Raw genomic sequence first — 19,592 nt, 5'->3', positions numbered from 1 at the left:
ATGATGCCGGCCATGAAACCGCGCACGCTGCCCGCCCGTCTGTCCCGGCTTGAAGCCCTTTCCCAGCGCCTGTCCGATGGCGCCGTGCACGGCGTGGCGGCGCTGTCCGAGGAACTGGGCGTCAGCCAGCGCACGCTGGCGCGCGACCTGTCGTTGCTCAGGCAGCAGGGCTGGGAGCTGGACAGCTCCTCGGGCAGGGGCGGCGGTGTCCGCGTGGTCCATCGCTGGCCCTCCGGCCGCGTGACGCTACGGGGTGACGACGCACTGGAACTGCTGATGTCCCTGGCGCTGTCGGAAGCCCTGGGCCTGTCGCTGGCGGGGCGTCATGGCGAACTGCGCCGCCAGTTCGCGCGCTGCTTTGCGCCGGCCGATCGCGCAGATATCGCGCAACTGCGCCAGCGCATCCGCGTGGCCTCGCCGGTGTCCGTCGAAGTCCAGGCTTCGCGGCGCGAGCGTGCGCAGGGCGTGGAGGCGCGCGCCAGCGTCTACCAGGCATTTGCACAGCAATGGATGCTGGCCTTGACCTACCTGGACGGACGCCAGCGCCGCAGCGAGCGCGTGGTGGAGCCGCAATGTCTGCTGCTGGCCTGGCCGTTCTGGTACCTGCTGGCCTGGGACTGCGAGCGCGAGGGCGTGCGCACCTTCCGGCTGGACCGCATCGTGCAGGCGCGTCGCGGCGGACAGCGCTTTCAGGTGCGCGACCCGGCCCGATTTTGGGCCGCCTGCGACGAGGTCGGCGTGGTCCTGTGATGGCCTACCCCCATAATCCCCAGCCATGCAAGCCCTGCGCAACTCCGTCCCACTGGCCCGCTTGGTCATGGCGTGGTTCGCGCTGACGCTGGGCCTGGCCATTGCATCGCCCCTGGTGCACCCCCAGGCCATGGAGCTGGTCTGCACGGCTGGCGGCAGCGTCAGGCTGGTCGTGGTCAACGGTGAAGAAGGACAGGCGGTGTCTGCCCAGCATTCGCTGGACTGCCCTCTGTGCCTGGCGGTGACGCCGCCGCCGGCGCATGTCCCTCCCTCCTGGGCGCAACTGCAGCCGATGGGCCGCGCGCTGCAGCCCATCGTCTCTGCCCGCATTGCCTCCCTGGTCGGCGCGCCGCTGCCGCCGCGCGGGCCTCCCTTGTTGCTGTTGATCGCCTGAGCCCTTGGCTGCTTGCAGCGCTGTCCCGCGCTGTCTGGCCGCTGGCCTGTCTCAGAACATTGCCGCACCTGCCGGGCGCAGCCTTGGCGGTGCGGCTTCGCCAAGATTCCACGCAGGGATGCCATGTTCCGTTCCGATTGCCATGCGGCGCCGCAGCGCGCCGCCGATTTTTCTTCGACCCTCCCATCCGTTGCTTCCGTCGCCCTGTCTCGCCGTGCCTGCCTTGGCGGCGGCCTGGCCGCACTGGCGCTGCTGGCCGGCTGCAAGCCCGCCGCCGTACCGTTCAAGGGCATAGACCTGACCGGCGCCCAGTACGGCCGGGACTTCCGCCTGCGCGATGCCGATGGCCGCGAGCGCACGCTGGCCGACTTCAAGGGCCAGGCCCTGATGGTCTTTTTCGGCTTCACCCAATGCCCCGATGTCTGCCCCACGGCGCTGACGCGCGCCCTGGAAATACGCCAGCTGCTGGGACCCGATGGCCAGCGCCTGGCCGTGGCCTTCATCACTATCGACCCCGAGCGCGATACGCCCGAGGTGCTCAAGGCCTATGTGGGCGCCTTCGATCCCGGCTTTGTCGCGCTGCGCGGTGACGAGGCGCAGACGGCCGAGGTCGCCAGGGAATTCAAGGTCTTCTACAAGAAGGTGCCCACGGGTGCGTCCTACACCATGGACCACTCGGCCATCACCTATGTCTTCGATCCCGAGGGCCGGCTGCGCGTGGCGTTCCGCCATGAGCAGGACGCACAGGACTGCGCGGCCGACCTGCGGCAGATCCTGCAGGCTGCATGACGGCTCTGCACTTTCTCAGGTGGCCGGCGCAACAGGCCTTTGCGCAGCGGCCCCCGCCCTGGCCCAGGCAGCGACCATTCTTGCGGAGGTGAAGGTACGCCAGCGGCGCGAGCGCCGTTGCCATCGGTCAAAACCTTGTCTGGATCGTCCCGTCCTTGTGCTAAAAATGTGCGGCTCCATCCACCCGGACGCTCATCCAGCCAGACGGAAAGGGACACCCGGCGCCATGAAGACGCTTCTTTCTGACAAGGTGCTGCGGCGCCTGGTGCTTGGCAACCTGCTGGTCGCCGGCCTGCTGGGCCTGGCCACCTGGCTGAGCCTGCGCGCCAACCACCAGGCCGACCTGGACCTGGGCGTGGCTGTCACCCAGAACCAGGCCCGCAGCCTGAGCCTGGAGCTGACGGCCGAGATGCGGCTGGTGGACAACGCACTGGCCACCGTGGCAGGCCGCTACCGCAGCCGGGGCCTGGACGGCGACGATGTGGCGGCCCTCGCCCTCTATGAAATCCTGCAGGAGCAGCGTGCCCTGCTGCCATTTGTCACCGCGCTGCGCGTGACAGACGCCAAGGGCCAGGTGCTGCTGACGGCCAACGAGGAAGAGCCCCCGTTTTCCGTGGCCGACCGCAGCTACTTCGAGCGCGCGCGCCACTCCGACCGCATGGTGATCTCCGATCCGCTGGTCAGCCATTCCTTCAACAAATGGGCCATCGTGATGGCACGCCGGCTGCAGTCCGGGGACGGGGATTTCAAGGGCATCGTCTATGCCGTGGTCTCGGCCACGCATTTCCAGTCGCTGTTTCGTCGCCAGGCCTTCGGGCCCGACAGCGCCATTGCGCTGCGCTCGGACAAGGACCTGCTGGTGGCCCGCTACTCGGCGGCCGATCCGTGGTCGGTGGCCGGCATTGGCGGCTCTGCGGTCTCCAGCGAGTACCACCATGCCCTGGCCGGCAACCGGGACAGCGGCTGGTACATCACGCCCACGGTGATGGACGACGTGGAGCGCATCACGGCCTACCAGCGGCTGGCCGGCTATCCCCTGACCGTCTTCACGGGCCTGGGCACACAAAGCTACCTGGCCGCATGGCGTGCATCGGCCTGGCGCGCCTGGGCACTCACGGGCCTCAGCATGGCACTGATCGCGCTGGGCTCGGTCAGCCTCTACCTGCTGCAGCAGCGCGAGCGCGTGGCGCGCATCCGGCTTGCCGAGCTGCTGCGCCAGCAGGAACTGTTCATGGACAACGACCTCATCGGCATCGCCCGCCTGCGCGAGCGCCGGCTGCTGTGGACCAACCAGGCCCTGCAGCGCATGCTCAAGCGCCCGGCCGGCGAGCTGCAGGGCACCTCGGCGCGCATCCTCTACCCGGATGAGGAAACCTATGAACGCTCCGGCGAGCTGGCCTATGGCGCACTGCGCTCCAGCGGCAAATGCCATGCCCAGATGCAGCTGAAGACCAGCGATGGCAGCCTGCTCTGGGTCGATGTCAGCGGCGCAGGCCTGGCCGACGGCGAATCGATCTGGGTCTTCGTGGACATAGACGCGCTCAAGCGTGACGAGCAAGCCGCGCAGCACCAGGCGCTGCACGACGTGCTGACCGGCCTGGCCAACCGCCGCGCACTGCAGGCCCGGCTGCAGCGCGAACTGGCCCAGGCCTGCGGACCGGGGCAACTGGCCGTCTGCTTCATGGACCTGGACGGCTTCAAGCAGATCAACGATACCGAAGGCCACGATGCCGGCGACGAAGTGCTGCGCATCGTCGCCCGCCGCCTCACCACCCAGGCCCGCGAAACCGACTGCGTGGCCCGCATGGGTGGAGACGAATTCGTGCTGCTGCTGGGCGAACTGGCTTCGGCCAACGACGCCCTTCAGGCCATGCAGCGCTGCCTGGCCTCCATCTGCCAGCCCATCCGCCTGGAAAACGGTGCCACCGTCCAGGTCGGCGCCAGCATCGGCATCGCCCTCAATGCCGCCCGGGAAAACACCACCCAGCTGCTGCAGCGCGCCGACGAGGCCATGTATGCGGCCAAGCGCGCGGGCAAGGGGAGGGTGGTGGTGGCGGAGGAGTAAAGGCGGAAAATATGGTAATCCCTCGGATAAATCCGAAAATTGGATTGTGGAGTCTCTCTTTGGGGAAGCTCTGATGGAGAGATCACTTCTCCAAGCCTGTCTTATGGCGCTCCATATTTTTCGATGCAGATTTTATGGCGGGTATATAAGAATAGCTGGTCATGAACTTATCAAGATTCTCAAGGCCTATTTGGTGATCTTTGCTTGCTATCACTTTCTTCATGATTTTTAATCCAATATCCGGAGAAATGGATAGCGCCAGCAGCTCTCTGGGATCTATGAGTGGATTTTTGAAGGGGGCAGAAAGAATATCCACGGAATCTGCCCCATTGAGGATTGACTCAACGTTTGCTTTGGCCATGGCCCATTCATTGTATTGAATGGCTTCTGTCAGGCTGAAACTGAAAGGAGCGCCGGAAAATTTTATGGGATGGCTGTTTATGTAAACCAATAGTTCTTGATCTATGATCTTTTTTCCGTTGCTTTCTGTTATGCCGGATATGTAATTGTATAGCACAATATTTGAATATTCGTCCCCTGTGTTTAAACCGTTTTTGATCATCGCTTTGTCGTCAAAAAGAAAACCCATGTGTATAGATTCTCCAGCATATTCTGCGGTGGTCAGGATCCCATTTTTCAGTCCCAAGTCGAGAACTCTGATGGCTTCGGAGGCGTTATCCAGACTATTGAGTGATCTCGTATAGTCGAAAATTGCGGATTTGACTATGTCTTTGGATCTGTTGCTGTCAATGACGCTAAGCAGTTCTTGGCGGAGGGATTCTCTGACCTCTCTGCGTTGGGTCGATCGAATGATGTTGTGAAGCCGGTTAGTTGCTTGCAATTTCTCATCGTGGGATAACGGATCTGCAAGAGATGTGCGAAATCTATCAATTTCATCCTGAATGAATGCGGAAGTCTGGGATGCACTTGATTGTTGCTGTTCCACTGTGACTTGATTCGCATTTTGTGTGTCTTCGTTTGCTGTGCTTTTTGATTGTTGATTAAAAATTTCGGTCTTTACATTTGGTGTGATGTGGTTCTGCGGTTTTAAAGATTCGTTTATAAATAGATAGGCTGCATATAATGCGGCGACAATGATGGAGTAAGATATTATTCGCTTCATTGCCATTGCTTGAGTTTGTTGTACAAGGCAGCAGGTGCTTTGACATTGGCTCCTGTTGCATCAATATATTTTTGATACCATGAGGCTATATTTGCATCAATAATTCGTAAAGGTAGCCATCGGCCCTGAATGTGTGAGTGAGTATGTGATCCAGGACTTCGAACCGTTGCGCCCATAATATCCGTTATAAAAGTATCACACCGATATCTTCCTTTCGTCGGAGGCCAGGTTACGTATTTATTCCAGTCCCTGCTGGGTGGAATATTCACCGTAGGCTCGGCTGGAGTAACGTAAGGTGTCACAACATATGTTGCACCTATGACATATATTTGATTTGCTCTCGCAACCATCGCATACAAGGCTGGGTAAGATTGCTTGTTAGCTCTTGGTCTGTCAAAATCCTCTGTGCATGCAGAAGAGAAGCAAGAGAGTACGTTATGGGCAGGCCATTTGGTTCTGCTTATTGGCCAAACTTTGCTGCGTTTGAAAAAATTCTCGTAGTTGTTTTTCTGAACAACCTGCGGCTCGTTGAGAACTTCAATTACGGAAGTTCCATCCCATATTCCGATGTGCCCGGCACCTTCGATAACTGGCCAATCTAGATTTCTCGCAACTATGTCTCCGACATAATATGGGCGCTCTTTAATTCCGTCGCCAGGGAACTTGATTTTTACAGGTGAGTTGTTCAATTGCTCGACGAAACCATTACGTCCTATGGAGTAAACTAGAACTCTGTGTTCCTGTCCGTCTTTCAAGTCTTCAGTAAGATTTATGGGTATGGAGAAACCATGCGCACTGTGGCTGCCAAGGCAAGCCGATCCTACAGCGGGTTCCCTGATTATATTTGCGCTGCTCCCACCAAGAAATTGGTTGTCATCGCGCCAAACGTGTACGGCCACTATGTCATTCGGAAATCTGACATCACACGCCCAGCCAGTAACCATTGCGACCGAATAGTTGTCAATGTATCCTTTTGAAAATACATTGTTTGCATAGATGAGAAATGCAAGAAGGAAATAGTATTTTATATTGCGCATGGAATTTCATTTCAATTTTCGGTTGATATATGAATGCGGCGGCAATAGATGTCGTAGATTGCCTAGAAACCAAAGATACTTGGATTTTCATACGCGAGGAATTCATGCTATTCTCTATGCGTCTCGTTGAAAATAAGACAGCTCCTATTTTTCTTTGTTTTTGAAGGAAAAATAGGAGTGTTCCTAGTTCGGGTGCGCGGAGCTAGGTGGTGAAGCCATATGGCGGCATCGCGTTAATGCCGCAGACAAGGCTCTGCCGAAACCAATTTGGCAGTTTGGGCTGTTCACGGTTGTGAACAGCAAAAATGGGCGTTGCGAGACGCTCGCTCCGCGTGCGGCAAATGCCAGCAGGCTAAGAAAGCCCCAATTTCGAGAGTCGAACCAAAAGTCGACGCCATGCCATTGATAGCCCGAGGCCGGGCGGCAGACCCGGCCTTTTCTTTTCTTGCTTTCGCTTTTCAGCGCTCGGCCTCTTCAATCCATATCCGGATCCTCGTCGCAGCCCGAGCCATTGACGGAGCACATGGAGCCTATCTTGATTTTCCGCATGGGCTGCTTGGCCAGCCTTTCACAGCGCGAAATTTGCTCGGCATACATATCGTCCATGTGCGTGCCGTCAATCATGATCACCCCATTGCGAATGATGGGCTTTGCCTGACCATCGGCAAGGGCGAAGGCCATTTTCCTGAGAAGAAAACCGGCATGGTGGCAAGGGCCGAGGGCCATGGCAATCCTGGCCATTTCAGGATCAGGAACGCGATTTTTGGCCTGCGTCAGGCTGCCCATCTTTTCCATGAAAGCCCCATCGTTCTGCGCGATCTGCCCCACCAGCTTGGTCATGCCCGCCTGATTGCGCTTTTTCACAAGATCCGCGATCTGGTCCTCCAGGCGTCTTGCCGCAGCGGCATCACCGAATGCAGCCAGAGAGGCAGATAGTGCATCGTTCTCTGCCGCCGATACTCCGTTCGGCACACACAGTACAGCGCTCGCAGCGAGCAAGGCAGCCATGATCCGGCGAGTCCGGATTGCGCCTTGCGGCCGCAGGCGTCCTCCCAATGCAATGGTGTTCATGTTCTTTGAAGATGGATTGAAATGAAAAATCTCCATTGCACAGGTGCAGTGGAGAAGAAGGGCTTGGGCGGAAATGGCCAAGCCGCCGAACTCTATCTCAATATGCGAATGGATATGCAGGCATCAGCCAGTCAATTGCTTTGTCGCACCACCAGCTCATGACCCAGATCCAGGCTTGGCGATTCACCGGTATCTCCCCGCATCCATTGCCGCAGCATGCGCACACCTTCGGTGCCGACGCGGCCAAGGTGCGGATTGTGGTGGCGGGTGGGTAGGGCTATGGAGGCCGTACCGCTGCTGTGATCGGGGCAGTTACCGGGCCAAGGTGGGCCTTGGGCTCAACAAGGCAAGACCTCGAATGCCGAGCCAAAAGACGACGCAAGGCCGTTGATGGCCCGTGTGCACACGCGTGCCCGGTTGAATGCGATGTCGCACAGCAGCGCGATGGCAAAGGCCAGATAGGCCATGTAGGCCAGGCCGATGTAGCTGCCAAACACAATGGTGTGCAGCCAGTCCTGTGCGAACAGATACAGCATGGCAGTCACCGCTGAGGCGGTCACCAGCACGATGGCGGGCAGTGCCAGCTGCAGCCCCGCCCGCCTGCGTCGCGCCGTCACGCCGGTCAGGGCCAGAAACACCAGCGCATTGGACGCAGTGAAGATCCTGAACTCCCGCAGCAGGCTGGCCGTGGTCTGGTGGTAGGCCGACTCGATGAATTCCACCAGCCGGGCGCGCATCTGGATCAGCGATGCCAGCTGGGTGGCTTGGCGCTGCTGCATGTAGACGGCATTGCGCTTGCGGCATTCGCAGTCGGCGCGGCGCATGTCGGTCATGACCGAAGCCAGCTTGTCGGGGATGCCTGCCTCGATCTCGCGCCGCACTGCGGCGATCTCGCTATCTGTCCTGCCAAGCGCTTTCTGGGCCAGGTCCGCCATGCGCGAGCCTGTCAGCGTGTCCAGCTGGGTGCCCAGCCTGTGCTCGATCTCGATGCGGATGATCTCCTTGCCCAGGTTCTCGACCAGCAATGGCGAGGAAAACGAGAGCACGAAGGCCGATCCGAACAGAACCGTGCCCACGACGCCGAAAACCAGGATGAGAGCCCGCATATCGTCGCAGTGCAGTGGCTTGTCAGCGCTTTTGCGGCGCCATGCCCAGCGTGGCCAGCAGCCCCCTGCAGCCGTCCTCCACCAGGTCCAGCACGTCCTCGAAACCCCGTTCGCCGCCGTAGTAGGGGTCGGGCACTTCGCGCGCGGTGTGCTCGGTGCAGAAGTCCGTCAGCCGCTGCACGCGGTGCCATTCGGACTCGGGGCAGATCCTGCGCGCGGCGGATTCGTTGGCGCCATCCATCACCAGCACCTGGTCGAATGCCGTGAAGTCCTCGGCCCGCAGCTGCCGCGCGCGCTGCTGCGAAAGGTCATAGCCGCGCCGCGCGGCATGGGCCTGGGAGCGGCGGTCGGGTGCCTCGCCCACGTGGTAGCCGTGCGTGCCTGCAGAGTCCACTTCGATGCGGCCCGCCAGGCCCGCGTCGGCCACCATTTTCTCGAGCACGCCGTGGGCCGTGGGGCTGCGGCAGATGTTCCCTGTGCAGACCATGAGGATTCTTTTCCTCTTTGTGGCTGGCCTGCTGCCAGCTGACTGTTCCCGAATCTGTTCCATAAACCTCCCTGTGGGTAACGGGCTTCACGACATCTGGATGGCCTGCGATGCCAAGGCGCTCGCCGGCATTTTCCACGCCCCGCACCTGATCTGCCGGGCTGCTTATGCTGCGCCCATGGTGGAGCTGCTTTGTTTCTGGATGGCCCGGGTGGGCGCGGCCCTGCTGGAGTTGCGGTTGCTGCGCAGCAGCGACGGCGGCTTCAGGGTGACCGTCATCACGGCGGCCATCGCGGTCATCGTGTGCCTGGCGTTGCTGTCCTTTTACGCCTGAGCCCGCAGTCCCGGGTACCGTCGGGCCGGTTGTCAGGGGTCCGCGCCATGGGCAGCTGACGGACCCAGTGCAGCGCCATCTCGCATTCCAGTGCGGATGCTTAGATCACGGCGCAGGCGAGGCATCAAACATGGGCGGCCGCTTTCCCGGCTCGGCACGCCCGAATGTCTCGGGCACGCAAAAGTGGACGACATGCTCCAGACATAAACGCTCGCCAGTCATTAATTGGCCGTGGCTCTCTATTGATTAAATCAATTGAGATCCCTGAAATTTCCAGGATATATTTTTGACGTGCCTTCTCGAGACAATGGATTGGAATAGTTGCTTCATTGATTCTGTTTTTATCTTCATTCAGCCACTGAAGGAAAGATTGATGAGAATAAGGCCTTTAGTTGCCAGCGTATGCCTTTCCTTCTCGGGCCTTGGCCTCGCATTGGCGGATACCCAGTACACCTATGTCGGCGTCAACTACAACGATGCCCATGCCCCTTACACCACAGCCATGAGCCTCAGCGGCTCGATGGTCCTGCCTGCGACCCTGCCGGCCAGCCAGACGGACATCGTCATCGGTCCGGGAACGTCCTACCCGATCAGCAGTTGGTCGTTCAGCGACGGCGTGAATACCTATACGCAGGCCAATGCACAGATCCTGGCTGGTATTTCGATCGGTGATCCGCCGCGCTTCAAGGTTTCTACCGATGGCAGCGGCAATATCACTGCCTGGAACCTGGCGATGGTTTCACCCGCTGCGCCCCATGTCCCAGGCCAGCCGGTGGACGCTTTCAATATCGCCTCAGGCTCGGGGGACATCGCTGGTGACCATTCGGACACCACATGCGTCTTGTTGAATGGCAATGTGTGCAGCCAGGTGCTTGATGGTGGTACAGGATTCACTTTTTCGCCTGCCCAAGGCAGCTGGAGCATGCAACCCTACATTCCCCCGCAGCCCGGCCCGGTGGCGGTGCCGCTGCTGGGGTGGCCTGCGCTGCTGGCGCTGATGGGCGGCGTGGCCGGTCTTGCAGCGTGGCAACGGCGCAGGGATGGTGTGGGAAGGTAGGCACGCAGGACCTTCCTGCGCGGCTGTGCTCCGCACGAATCTCAATGCAGCGCCACCATCAACTGCCCGTTCTCGCTGCGCACCGCATGCGCGCGCACGGAGTGCTCGGGCGCTTCCAGGCATTCGCCGGTGGACAGGTCGAAGTGGTGCTTGTAGATGGGCGAGGCGACGACGACGCGCTCGCCCAGGCTGCCGACCAGGCCGCGCGCTAGCACGCTGGCGCCGCAGCGCGGGTCCACGTTGTCTATGGCGTAGAAGCGGTCGTCGCCGATGCGAAAGACCGCCACATGGCGGCCCTGGACGAGGGCGCAGACGCCCGTGTCGGGGACGATGTCCTGGGTGGCGCAAACGGGCAGCCAGTGTTCTTGGGAGGCATGTGCCATGGCGGGTCCTTGTCGCGGGTCTCTAGGGGGTGTCAGGCCGTGGCCTCGCTGCGCTCCTCGGAGCGCGCCGGGCGGATCTGGCCGCGCTCCTGCACGAAGACGATGTGCTCGTCGGGCTGGTCGCTGTTGATGAAGCTGCGAAAGCGCTGGCGCACCTCGGGCGTGGTGACGGCGGTCTTCCACTCGCATTGGTAGGTGTCCACCACATGCTGCATCTGGGCCTCGAGTTCGGCGCCCAGGCCCAGGCTGTCGTTGACCACCACGTCCTTGAGGTAGTCCAGGCCGCCTTCCAGGTTTTCGCGCCAGGTGCTGGTGCGCTGCAGGCGGTCGGCCGTGCGCACGTAGAACATCAGGAAGCGGTCGATGAGCTGCAGCAGCCTGTCCTTGGACAGGTCGGAGGCGATCAGCTCGGCATGGCGCGGCTTCATGCCGCCGTTGCCGCAGACGTAGAGGTTCCAGCCCTTGTCGGTGGCGATCACGCCCACGTCCTTGCCCTGGGCCTCGGCGCATTCGCGCGTGCAGCCCGAGACGCCGAACTTGATCTTGTGCGGCGCGCGCAGGCCCTTGTAGCGGTTTTCCAGCTGCACGGCCAGGCCCACGCTGTCGTCCACGCCGTAGCGGCACCAGGTGGAGCCCACGCAGCTTTTGACGGTGCGCAGCGATTTGCCGTAGGCATGGCCGGACTCGAAGCCGGCCGCGATCAGCTCCTCCCAGATCAGCGGCAGCTGCTCCACGCGCGCGCCGAACAGGTCCACGCGGGCGCCGCCCGTGAGCTTGGTGTACAGGCCGTATTTCTTGGCCACCTGGCCGACGGCGATCAGGCCGTCCGGCGTGACCTCGCCCCCGGGCATGCGCGGCACCACGGAGTAGCTGCCGTCCTTCTGGATGTTGCCCAGGTAGTAGTCGTTGCTGTCCTGCAGGCTGGCCAGCTGCGGCTGCAGCACGAACTCGTTCCAGCACGAGGCCAGGATGCTGGCCGCCAGCGGCTTGCAGACATCGCAGCCCAGGCCCTTGCCGTGTCGGTGCAGCAGCTCGTCGAAGGTCTTGATGCCGCCCACGCGCACCAGGTGGTACAGCTCCTGGCGCGAGTGCGGGAAATGCTCGCAGACATGGTTGCTGACGGCCATGCCGCGCCGGGTCATCTCGGCCCTCATGACCTGGGTGGCCAGGGGCACGCAGCCGCCGCAGGTGGCGCCGGCCTGGGTGCAGGACTTGAGCTCGGCCATGGTGCAGGCGCCTTCGCCCACGGCCGCGCAGATCTGCGCCTTGGTGACGTTGTTGCACGAGCAGATCTGCGCCGTGTCGGGCAGGGCGTCCACGCCCAGGCCGGGCTTGGCCTTGCCGTCGCTGGAGGGCAGGATGAGGAACTCGGGCTCCTCGGGCAGGGCGATGCTGTTGAGCGTCATCTGCAGCAGCGTGCCGTACTCATCGGCATTGCCCACCAGCACGGCGCCCAGCAGCTGGCGGCCGTCCTCGCTGACCACGATCTTCTTGTAGACCTGCTTGCGCTCGTCGATGAACTGGTAGTTGCGGCTGCGCGGCGTCTTGCCCTGTGCGTCGCCGATGCTGGCCACATCCACGCCCATGAGCTTGAGCTTGGTGCTGAGATCGGCCCCGCCGAAGGCGGCCTCGGCCTCGCCCGCAATGTGGCGGGCCGCCACGCGCGCCATGTCGTAGCCGGGTGCCACCAGGCCGAAGGTCTGCTCGCGCCAGGAGGCGCATTCGCCAATGGCGTAGACGCTGCGGTCGCTGGTGCGGCAATGGTCGTCCACGGCCACGCCGCCGCGCGGGCCTATGGCCAGGGCGCATTGGCGCGCGATCTCGTCGCGCGGGCGGATGCCGGCGGAGAAGACGATCATGTCGGTCTCCAGGTGCGTGCCGTCGGCAAATACCATGCGGTGGCGTGCCGTGGCGCCGTCGGTGATCTCCAGCGTATTGCGGCCCGTGTGCACCTGCACGCCCAGGTCCTCGATCTTGCTGCGCAGCACGCGGCCGCCGCCGTCGTCCACCTGCACGGCCATCAGGCGCGGGGCGAACTCCACCACATGGGTCTCCAGGCCCAGGTCGCGCAGGGCCTTGGCGCATTCCAGGCCCAGCAGGCCGCCGCCCACCACCACGCCGACGCGTGATTTCGCGGCCGAGGCCTGCATGGCCTCCAGGTCCTCGATGGTGCGGTAGACAAAGCAGTGCGGCCGGTCGCGCCCCGGCACGGGCGGCACGAAGGGCGCCGAGCCCGTGGCCAGCACCAGCCTGTCGTAGGAGATGACTTCGCCATCGGCCGTGGTCACGGTGCGCTCGCGCCGCTCCACGGCTGCCGCCCTGGCCGCCAGGCGCAGCGTGAAGCCGCTGGCCTCGAAGAAGCCGGGCGCCACCAGGCTCAGGTCCTCGGCGCTCTTGCCGGAGAAGAATTCCGACAGGTGAACACGGTCGTAGGCGGCGCGCGGCTCCTCGCACAGCACGGTGACGTTCGCATCTGCCACCCCCAGGGCATGCAGCTGCTCGAGAAATTTGTGGCCCACCATGCCGTGGCCGATCACAACGATGTTCATCTGGCGTCCTGCGTTGCGCATCCAGTGTTTTGCGGGCCGCAGGCCAGGGCCGGCGGGTCAGGGCTGCCAATGCAAGTGCCGTGCCAGCACCGCTGCGCGGTGCCTGCCCGTGGTGCACGCTGTCTGGTGCGCAGACAGCGTGCACCGCAATGCGCCCGCCGCACCGCGCAGGGGCGGGGTGCGCCGTGGTGGTGCGTCAAGTGCGATCAAGTGCGCCAGGTCCGCCAGGTGCGCCAGGAACGCTGGGTACGTCAGGCGCGAGGCAGTCCCTGCGCGCGGCTGCGCCAGGCCTCGGGCGCGCAACCGAATTGCGCAGCGAACCAGCGCGTGAAGGCGCTGTGGCTGGCATAGCCGAGCATGGCGGCGACCTGGCCCACGCTGTAGTGGGGGTGGTCCAGGTAGCGCAGGGCCAGTTCGTGGCGCACTTCGGTCAGCAGCTCGCTGAAGCTCAGGCCCTCTCGGTCCAGTTCGCGCTGCAGCGTGCGCAGGCTGCGCCCCATGCCCTGCGCCACGCCCGCGCAGGTGGCGTTGCCCGAGGGCAGCAGCAGGTAGATGACCCGGCGCGCCTGATGGCCCACGGAGGCGGCACGGTGGGCCGGCATGGCCTCCACCAGCCGCAGCGCATAGCGCGCCAGCGCGGGGTCGGCCAGCGGGTTGGGCTCGTCCAGGTCGGCGGCGCGGCAGGCGATGCCGTTGAACTCGGCGCCGAACGTGATGCGGCAGCGGAACATGCGGCGGTGCTCGGACAGGTCGGCCGGTGGCGCGTGGCTGAAGCTGACGCCCTGCGGCCGCCAGCGCTCGCGCAGCAATGCCTCGCACATGCGCCATAGCACGCCCATGGCCAGTTCCACGGACTGGCGCATGGCGCCGTGCAGGACGAAGTCCTCGCGCAGGATGACGATGTCCCCTGCATCCTCCAGGTGGATCAGCAGCGATTCGTTGACCAGGTGCATGTGCGCGACCAGCGTGTCCAGCGCATGGCGCAGCGTGGGCTGGTGCTGCAGCAGCAGGCTCACGGCGCCGAAGCTCGACAGCTGGCGGTGCCGGGCCATGCGCAGGCCCAGGGACTCGCAGCCCGTGGACTGGGCCGCGTCTTCCAGCAGGCGCGCGACGATGGCCACGTCGATCAGCTGGTCCTGCTCGCGCAGCAGCGCGGGCCGCAGGCCGGCCTGGCGCAGTGCCTTGTCGGGGTCGCCGCCCAGTTCGCGCATGACGTCCGAAAAATGGGTCAAGGCCGCCGCGCGCACCATGGTGACCATGCTTGCCCTCCTGTCAGTCCGTGGCCTGGTGGCACGAAATGCAAAGAGGATGGCATGGCTTGCAAAGTCCGCGGAACCGGGTTTTCCTACATTGCAGACACCGGCCCCACGCCGGGCGGACCGTGCCGCCACGGGCCTTCACAACAATGACAGGAGACAGGCATGCGCATAGAGCCCATGACATGCGCCATCGGCGCCGAATTGCTCGGCGTGCGGCTGGCCGACGCGGTGCGCGACGACGCGCTTTTCTCGGAGATCCGGGCGGCGCTGCTGCGCCACAAGGTGCTGTTCCTGCGCGACCAGGGCCTGGCGCGCGCCGAGCACGTGGCCTTTGCGCGGCGCTTCGGCGAGCTGGAGGACCATCCGGTGGCCGGCAGCGACCCCGAGCATCCGGGCCTGGTGCGCATCTACAGGACGCCCGAGCAGCCCAACGACCGCTACGAGAATTCCTGGCACTGCGACGCCACCTGGCGCGAGGCGCCGCCCATGGGCTGCGTGCTGCACTGCGTGGAATGCCCGCCCGTGGGCGGCGACACCCTGTGGGCCAACATGGCGCTGGCCTACGAACGCCTGCCGGACGCCGTCAAGGCGCTGATCGCGCCGCTGCGCGCGCGCCACAGCATCGAATGCACGTTCGGCGCGGCCATGCCCATCGAAAGGCGGCTGGCGCTCAAGGCCCAGTACCCCGATGCCGAGCATCCCGTGGTCCGCACCCATCCCGAGACCGGCGAGAAGGTGCTGTTCGTGAACGGCTTCACCACGCATTTCACCAATTTCCATACGCCCGCCAATGTGCGCGTGGGCCAGGACTTCACGCAGGGCGCCTCCGGCCTGCTGCAGTACCTGATCGGCCAGGCGGCCATCCCCGAGTACCAGGTGCGCTGGCGCTGGCGGCCGGGCAGCGTGGCGATCTGGGACAACCGCGCCACCCAGCACTACGCGGCCATGGACTACCCGCCCAGCCACCGGAAGATGGAGCGCGCTGGCATCGTCGGCACGCCGACCTTCTGAACCACGATCACGACACAAGGAGACATGCCATGAATTTTCTCGACGGCCACCTGTTCCCCGAAAACCAGCAGCCTCTGATCATCACGGCCGCGCCCTATGCGCCCTCGTGGCTGCCCTCGGACTTTCCCGGCGAGATCGCCGTGACCATGGAAGAGCAGATCCAGAAGGCCGTGGACTGCTACAACGCCGGCGCCACCGTGCTGCACCTGCATGTGCGCGAGCTGGATGGCAAAGGCAGCAAGCGTTTGTCGAAGTTCAACGAGCTGATCGCCGGCGTGCGTGCGCGTGTGCCCGAGATGATCATCCAGGTGGGCGGATCGATCAGCTTTGCTCCCGAGACGGACGGCGCGGCCGCCAAGTGGCTGTCCGACGACACGCGCCACATGCTGGCCGAGCTGCAGCCCGTGCCCGACCAGGTCACGGTGACCATCAATACCTCGCAGATGAATTTCCTGGAGCAGTTCGATGCGCGCGACATACGCGGCACCTCCATGGAGGACCCGGCCGTCTTCAATACCTACAGGGAGATGACCGTGCCCGCCCAGCCCGGCTGGGCCGAGGAGCACATCCGGCGCCTGTCCGCCGCCGGCATCCAGAGCGCCTTCCAGTGCTACAACATCAACAGCTTCGAGTCCGTGGAGCGGCTCATGCGCCGCGGCATCTACAAGGGCCCGCTGGTGATGAACTGGGTGGCGATTGGCGGCGGCATGGATGCGCCCAGCATCTACAGCCTGGCCAATTTCGTGCGTGCCGTGCCCGACGGCGCCGTGCTCACGGTGGAAAGCTCGGTGCTCAACGTGCTGCCCGTGAACATGATGGGCATCGCCATGGGGCTGCATGTGCGCTGCGGCACGGAGGACAACCTCTGGAACCAGCGCCGCACGGCCAAGATGGGCACGGTGGCGCAGATCGAGCAGCTGGTGCGCATCGCAGGCGAGTTCGGCCGCCCCATTGCCACGGCGCAACAGGCGCGGGAAATCTGCCGGATCGGCCAGTTCTACGGCACCGTGGAAGAGACGCTGGCGGCCAACGGCTTCGCGCCCAACCGCAACGGCGCCCAGCAGGGATTTCTGCGCAAGGCCGCCTGAACCGGGAGCCCACGATGCAACGCATGCCCCCCTGGACGGCCATCGCCCTGGCTGCCTCGCTGCTGGCCGGTGGCGCCCACGCCTTCGGCGACAAGCCAGTCCGGCTCATCGTGCCGGCGCCGCCCGGCGGCACCATCGATGTGTTCGCGCGCATCATCAGCGATCAGCTGGCGCAGGAGATACGCCAGCCCGTCATCGTCGAGAACCGGCCCGGTGCCGGTGGCGCCATCGCCGTCAAGCACATGCTGTCCCAGCCGGCCGACGGCAGCACGCTGCTGGTGACGGTGACCAACATCCTCACCGAGGTGCCCCATGTGCTCAAGGTCGGCTTCGACCCCATGAAGGACGTGCGGCCCGTGGCGCAGATGGCGCGCTCGGTGATGCTGTTCATCGCCTCGCCGCAGTTTCCCGCGCGCGACGGGGCCGAGGCCATCGCCTACGTGAAGGCCCACCCGGGCACGCTGTCGTTCGCCTCGTACAGCCAGGGCACGGCCTCGCAGTACGCGGGCGCCATCCTCAACAGAAGGGCCCACCTGGACATGGAGCATGTGGCCTTCCCGGGCTCGGCGCCCGCGCTGGCCCAGGTCATGGGCAACCAGATCCCGCTGATGTTCGACGGATCGGTCACCTCCAAGCCGCTGATCGCGGGCGGCAAGGTCAGGCTGCTGGCCGTGGCCTACAAGAGCCGGCTGCCCGACTACCCGCAGGTGCCCACGCTGGCCGAGCTGGGCTACCCCGAGGTGGATTTCAGCAACTGGAGCGGCGTGTTCGCCTCGGCGCAGACGCCGCGCCCGCTGCTGGAGAAGATCCACGGCGCGCTGGCCCGGGTCAACGCCCGCAAGGCCGTGCGCGAACGCTATGCGGGCACGGGCTTCGAGCCCGTCGAAGGCGATCGCTCGCTGGAGCAGATGTCCACCGACCTGCGCACCGAGTTCGACCGCAATGCCGAGATCGTCCGGAACTTCGACATCCGGCTCAACTGATGCAAGGCGCCCCACCCAGGCGCTACACAAGGAGACTCCATGGCAAAGGCCATACGCTTTCATACCACCGGCGGCCCCGAGGTGCTCAGGCTGGAGCATGCCGAGGCCGGCGCGCCGGGACCCGGCCAGGCGCGCGTGCGCCACAGCTTCATCGCCGTCAATTTCATCGACATCTATTTCCGCACGGGCCGCTATCCGCTGGCCCTGCCCAACGGCCTGGGCTCGGACGCCGTGGGCGTGGTCGAGGCCGTGGGGGAGGGAGTGACCGAAGTGCGGCCCGGCGACCGCGTGGGCTACCTGATGGGCCCGCAGGGCGCCTACAGCGATGTGCGCGTGATGCCGGCCGAGGTGCTGATCCCGCTGCCCGACGGCATCAGCGACCGCACGGCGGCCACGCTGATGATGAAGGGCATGACGGCGCAGTACCTGTTCCGCCAGGTCCATCCGCTGCAGGGGGGCGAAACCATCCTCTACCACGCGGCGGCCGGCGGCGTGGGGCTGATCGCCTGCCAATGGGCGCGTGCCCTGGGCGTGACCATGATCGGCACGGTGAGCACCGACGAGAAGGCCGCCGCCGCGCGCGCCAATGGCTGCGCCCACGTCATCGTGACCTCGCGCGAGCGCATCGTGGACCGCGTGATGGAGATCACGGGTGGCAAGGGCGTGCCCGTGGTCTATGACTCGGTGGGCAAGGACACGCTCATGGATTCGCTGGACTGCCTGCAGCCGCGCGGCCGGCTGATCAGCAACGGCACCTCGTCGGGCTCGGTGGTGGTGGACTCCCAGTTGCTGGCCTCCAAGGGATCGATCTGGATGACGCGGCCCGCGATGGTGCACTACATCCAGCCGCGCGCCCACATGCTGGAGATGGCGCGCGAGCTGTTCGACCATGTGCTGGCCGGGCGCATCGCCAGCGAGCCCCAGCAAAGCTTTGCGCTGGCCGATGCGGCCCAGGCGCACCAGGCGCTGGAGTCGCGCCGCACCACGGGCGCGACGGTGCTGATTCCCTGAAATGGACCTGCCATGCAGACCCCTGCGCTCCATGCCATCGGCACCGCGGCCGCAGGCCGCAGGCCCGTCACCTGCGGCCTTATCCGCAGTGCCAGCCTGCATGGCTATGCCGACCTGGTGAAAAGCCTGGGCCATGATCCCGCCGTCCTTGTGCGCGCGGCGGGACTGTCGGCGCGCCTGCTCGACGACCCGGAGACGCTGATTCCCATCCATGCCGTGCGCGAGCTGCTGGAGGTGGCCGCGCGCACCACGGGAACGCAGGATTTCGCGCTGCGCCTGGCGGCGCGGCGCAGCCTGTCCCACCTGGGCCCCATCAGCCTTGTGCTGCAGCAAGAGCCCACGCCGCGCCAGGCGCTGGACACGCTGTGCCGCTACCTCAAGCTGCTGAGTGCGGGCATGTTCGTACGCATCGAGGACGCGGGCTCCGGGGTGCTGGTGCGCCAGGACCTGGTGCCCATCGCGGGCATGGCCATGCGCCAGTCCATGGAGCTGGCGGTGGGCGTGATGTTTCGCGTGCTGCGCGAGCTGATTGGCGCCCAGTGGCGCCCGCAGCAGGTCAGCTTCGTACACCGCGCACCGGCCGATGCATCGGCCCACCGTGCCTTCTTCGGCGTGACCCCTTTGTTTGACCAGCCTTTCAACGGCATGGTCTGCCGCCTGGCGGACCTGCAACTGCTGCGCGAATGCGGCCAGGCGCAGGGCTCGGGCGTTGCGCGCTTTGCGCGAAGCCATCTGGAGCAGGCGCTGCGCAGCCGGGGCGAAGGCATGCAGGCGGCCTGCAGGGAGCTGATCATTGCATTGCTGCCGGGCGGCCGCTGCACGGCCCAGCAGGTGGCGCGCCACCTGGGAATGGACCGCCGCACGCTGCACCGCCGCCTGCTTGCGGAGGGGCAGACTTTCTCGGCGCTGCTCGACACCCTCCGCAGGGAACTGGTGCTGCGCCATCTGCAAGACGGTGGCCAGCCCCTGGGCGAGGTGGCGGGCCTGCTGGGGTTTGCCGCGCCCAGCGGCTTTTGCCACTGGTTCCGGGCCGCTTTCGGCGCCAGCGTCTCGGACTGGCGCAGGCGGGGGCAGGGACGGGTTGGCGAGGCCTAG

19 protein-coding genes are annotated in these 19,592 nt (G+C 64.3%); 11 read left to right on the top strand and 8 right to left on the bottom strand.

The window, feature by feature from the left end; translation table 11 throughout:
• The first annotated feature begins 12 nt into the window (after positions 1-12).
• From G4D77_RS09050 to G4D77_RS09035, 4 genes are all read left to right on the top strand, one after another.
• Positions 13-750 carry a helix-turn-helix transcriptional regulator gene (locus tag G4D77_RS09050; RefSeq protein WP_227740826.1) on the top strand — a complete coding sequence of 246 codons (738 nt, stop codon included), beginning with the start codon at positions 13-15 and terminating at the stop codon, positions 748-750.
• Positions 751-775: 25 nt separating this feature from the next.
• A complete protein-coding gene (locus G4D77_RS09045) occupies positions 776-1,144 on the top strand; it encodes a DUF2946 family protein (RefSeq protein ID WP_016450071.1) in 369 nt (122 codons plus the stop codon).
• Between the two features lie 123 nt (positions 1,145-1,267).
• Positions 1,268-1,933 carry an SCO family protein gene (locus tag G4D77_RS09040; RefSeq protein ID WP_154835250.1) on the top strand — a complete coding sequence of 222 codons (666 nt, stop codon included), beginning with the start codon at positions 1,268-1,270 and terminating at the stop codon, positions 1,931-1,933.
• A gap of 226 nt (positions 1,934-2,159) precedes the next feature.
• A complete protein-coding gene (locus G4D77_RS09035; RefSeq protein WP_016454311.1) occupies positions 2,160-3,998 on the top strand; it encodes a sensor domain-containing diguanylate cyclase in 1,839 nt (612 codons plus the stop codon).
• An 82-nt stretch (positions 3,999-4,080) separates the two neighbouring features.
• On the opposite strand, the gene G4D77_RS09030 is transcribed toward G4D77_RS09035, so the two are convergent.
• The 5 genes from G4D77_RS09030 to G4D77_RS09010 all read right to left on the bottom strand — a co-directional run bounded on the left by G4D77_RS09030 (position 4,081) and on the right by G4D77_RS09010 (position 8,885).
• Positions 4,081-5,127 (bottom strand): hypothetical protein, encoded by a 1,047-nt coding sequence (locus tag G4D77_RS09030; protein WP_193726162.1) that lies wholly within the window; start codon positions 5,125-5,127, stop codon positions 4,081-4,083.
• Positions 5,118-6,158: a hypothetical protein gene (locus G4D77_RS09025; protein ID WP_016454313.1), complete on the bottom strand. Its 1,041-nt coding sequence runs from the start codon at positions 6,156-6,158 to the stop codon at positions 5,118-5,120. The genes G4D77_RS09030 and G4D77_RS09025 overlap by 10 nt, the downstream gene beginning before the upstream one ends.
• A gap of 474 nt (positions 6,159-6,632) precedes the next feature.
• Entirely contained in the window at positions 6,633-7,310 is a 678-nt protein-coding gene (locus G4D77_RS30845; RefSeq protein WP_227740825.1) for a hypothetical protein, read from the bottom strand.
• 257 nt (positions 7,311-7,567) lie between these two features.
• Positions 7,568-8,335 carry a hypothetical protein gene (locus G4D77_RS09015; RefSeq protein WP_154835248.1) on the bottom strand — a complete coding sequence of 256 codons (768 nt, stop codon included), beginning with the start codon at positions 8,333-8,335 and terminating at the stop codon, positions 7,568-7,570.
• Between the two features lie 22 nt (positions 8,336-8,357).
• A complete protein-coding gene (locus G4D77_RS09010; protein ID WP_446682068.1) occupies positions 8,358-8,885 on the bottom strand; it encodes a low molecular weight protein-tyrosine-phosphatase in 528 nt (175 codons plus the stop codon).
• On the opposite strand from G4D77_RS09010, the gene G4D77_RS09005 reads away from it, so the two are divergent.
• Together G4D77_RS09005 and G4D77_RS09000 are read left to right on the top strand one after the other, a co-directional pair.
• Positions 8,821-9,156, top strand: coding sequence for a hypothetical protein (locus tag G4D77_RS09005; RefSeq protein ID WP_250134269.1), 336 nt, complete (start codon positions 8,821-8,823; stop codon positions 9,154-9,156). The two genes, G4D77_RS09010 and G4D77_RS09005, sit on opposite strands and share 65 nt — an antisense overlap.
• A gap of 286 nt (positions 9,157-9,442) precedes the next feature.
• Positions 9,443-10,213, top strand: coding sequence for a hypothetical protein (locus G4D77_RS09000; protein ID WP_250134268.1), 771 nt, complete (start codon positions 9,443-9,445; stop codon positions 10,211-10,213).
• Positions 10,214-10,254: 41 nt separating this feature from the next.
• Here G4D77_RS09000 and nirD read toward each other — a convergent pair whose 3' ends face one another.
• From nirD to G4D77_RS08985, 3 genes are all read right to left on the bottom strand, one after another.
• Positions 10,255-10,596 carry a nitrite reductase small subunit NirD gene (gene nirD / locus G4D77_RS08995; RefSeq protein ID WP_047325972.1) on the bottom strand — a complete coding sequence of 114 codons (342 nt, stop codon included), beginning with the start codon at positions 10,594-10,596 and terminating at the stop codon, positions 10,255-10,257.
• Between the two features lie 32 nt (positions 10,597-10,628).
• On the bottom strand, positions 10,629-13,145 hold the full coding sequence (nirB, locus tag G4D77_RS08990; protein WP_154835246.1) for a nitrite reductase large subunit NirB: 2,517 nt from the start codon (positions 13,143-13,145) through the stop codon (positions 10,629-10,631).
• Between the two features lie 251 nt (positions 13,146-13,396).
• Complete coding sequence (locus tag G4D77_RS08985) at positions 13,397-14,404, bottom strand: AraC family transcriptional regulator (protein ID WP_047219233.1); 1,008 nt, start codon at positions 14,402-14,404, stop codon at positions 13,397-13,399.
• A gap of 162 nt (positions 14,405-14,566) precedes the next feature.
• Here G4D77_RS08985 and G4D77_RS08980 point away from each other — a divergent pair, with 162 nt between their 5' ends.
• The 5 genes from G4D77_RS08980 to G4D77_RS08960 are packed head-to-tail and all read left to right on the top strand — an operon-like array spanning position 14,567 to position 19,592.
• The gene (locus G4D77_RS08980) at positions 14,567-15,415 is read left to right on the top strand and encodes a TauD/TfdA dioxygenase family protein (protein WP_016450062.1); all 849 of its coding nucleotides are present in this window, start codon (positions 14,567-14,569) and stop codon (positions 15,413-15,415) included.
• Between the two features lie 29 nt (positions 15,416-15,444).
• Positions 15,445-16,503 (top strand): beta-keto acid cleavage family enzyme, encoded by a 1,059-nt coding sequence (locus tag G4D77_RS08975; protein WP_154835244.1) that lies wholly within the window; start codon positions 15,445-15,447, stop codon positions 16,501-16,503.
• A 14-nt stretch (positions 16,504-16,517) separates the two neighbouring features.
• Positions 16,518-17,486: a Bug family tripartite tricarboxylate transporter substrate binding protein gene (locus G4D77_RS08970; protein ID WP_013803809.1), complete on the top strand. Its 969-nt coding sequence runs from the start codon at positions 16,518-16,520 to the stop codon at positions 17,484-17,486.
• A 39-nt stretch (positions 17,487-17,525) separates the two neighbouring features.
• Positions 17,526-18,497 carry a quinone oxidoreductase family protein gene (locus tag G4D77_RS08965; protein WP_154835242.1) on the top strand — a complete coding sequence of 324 codons (972 nt, stop codon included), beginning with the start codon at positions 17,526-17,528 and terminating at the stop codon, positions 18,495-18,497.
• A 12-nt stretch (positions 18,498-18,509) separates the two neighbouring features.
• The gene (locus G4D77_RS08960) at positions 18,510-19,592 is read left to right on the top strand and encodes an AraC family transcriptional regulator (protein WP_046240896.1); all 1,083 of its coding nucleotides are present in this window, start codon (positions 18,510-18,512) and stop codon (positions 19,590-19,592) included.

It is taken from the genome of Delftia sp. WY8 (assembly GCF_018437695.1).
Classification (GTDB): Bacteria; Pseudomonadota; Gammaproteobacteria; order Burkholderiales; family Burkholderiaceae_C; genus Comamonas; species Comamonas tsuruhatensis.
Note: the sequence above shows the minus strand (reverse complement) of the source record. Positions and strands in the feature narration are given on the sequence as shown.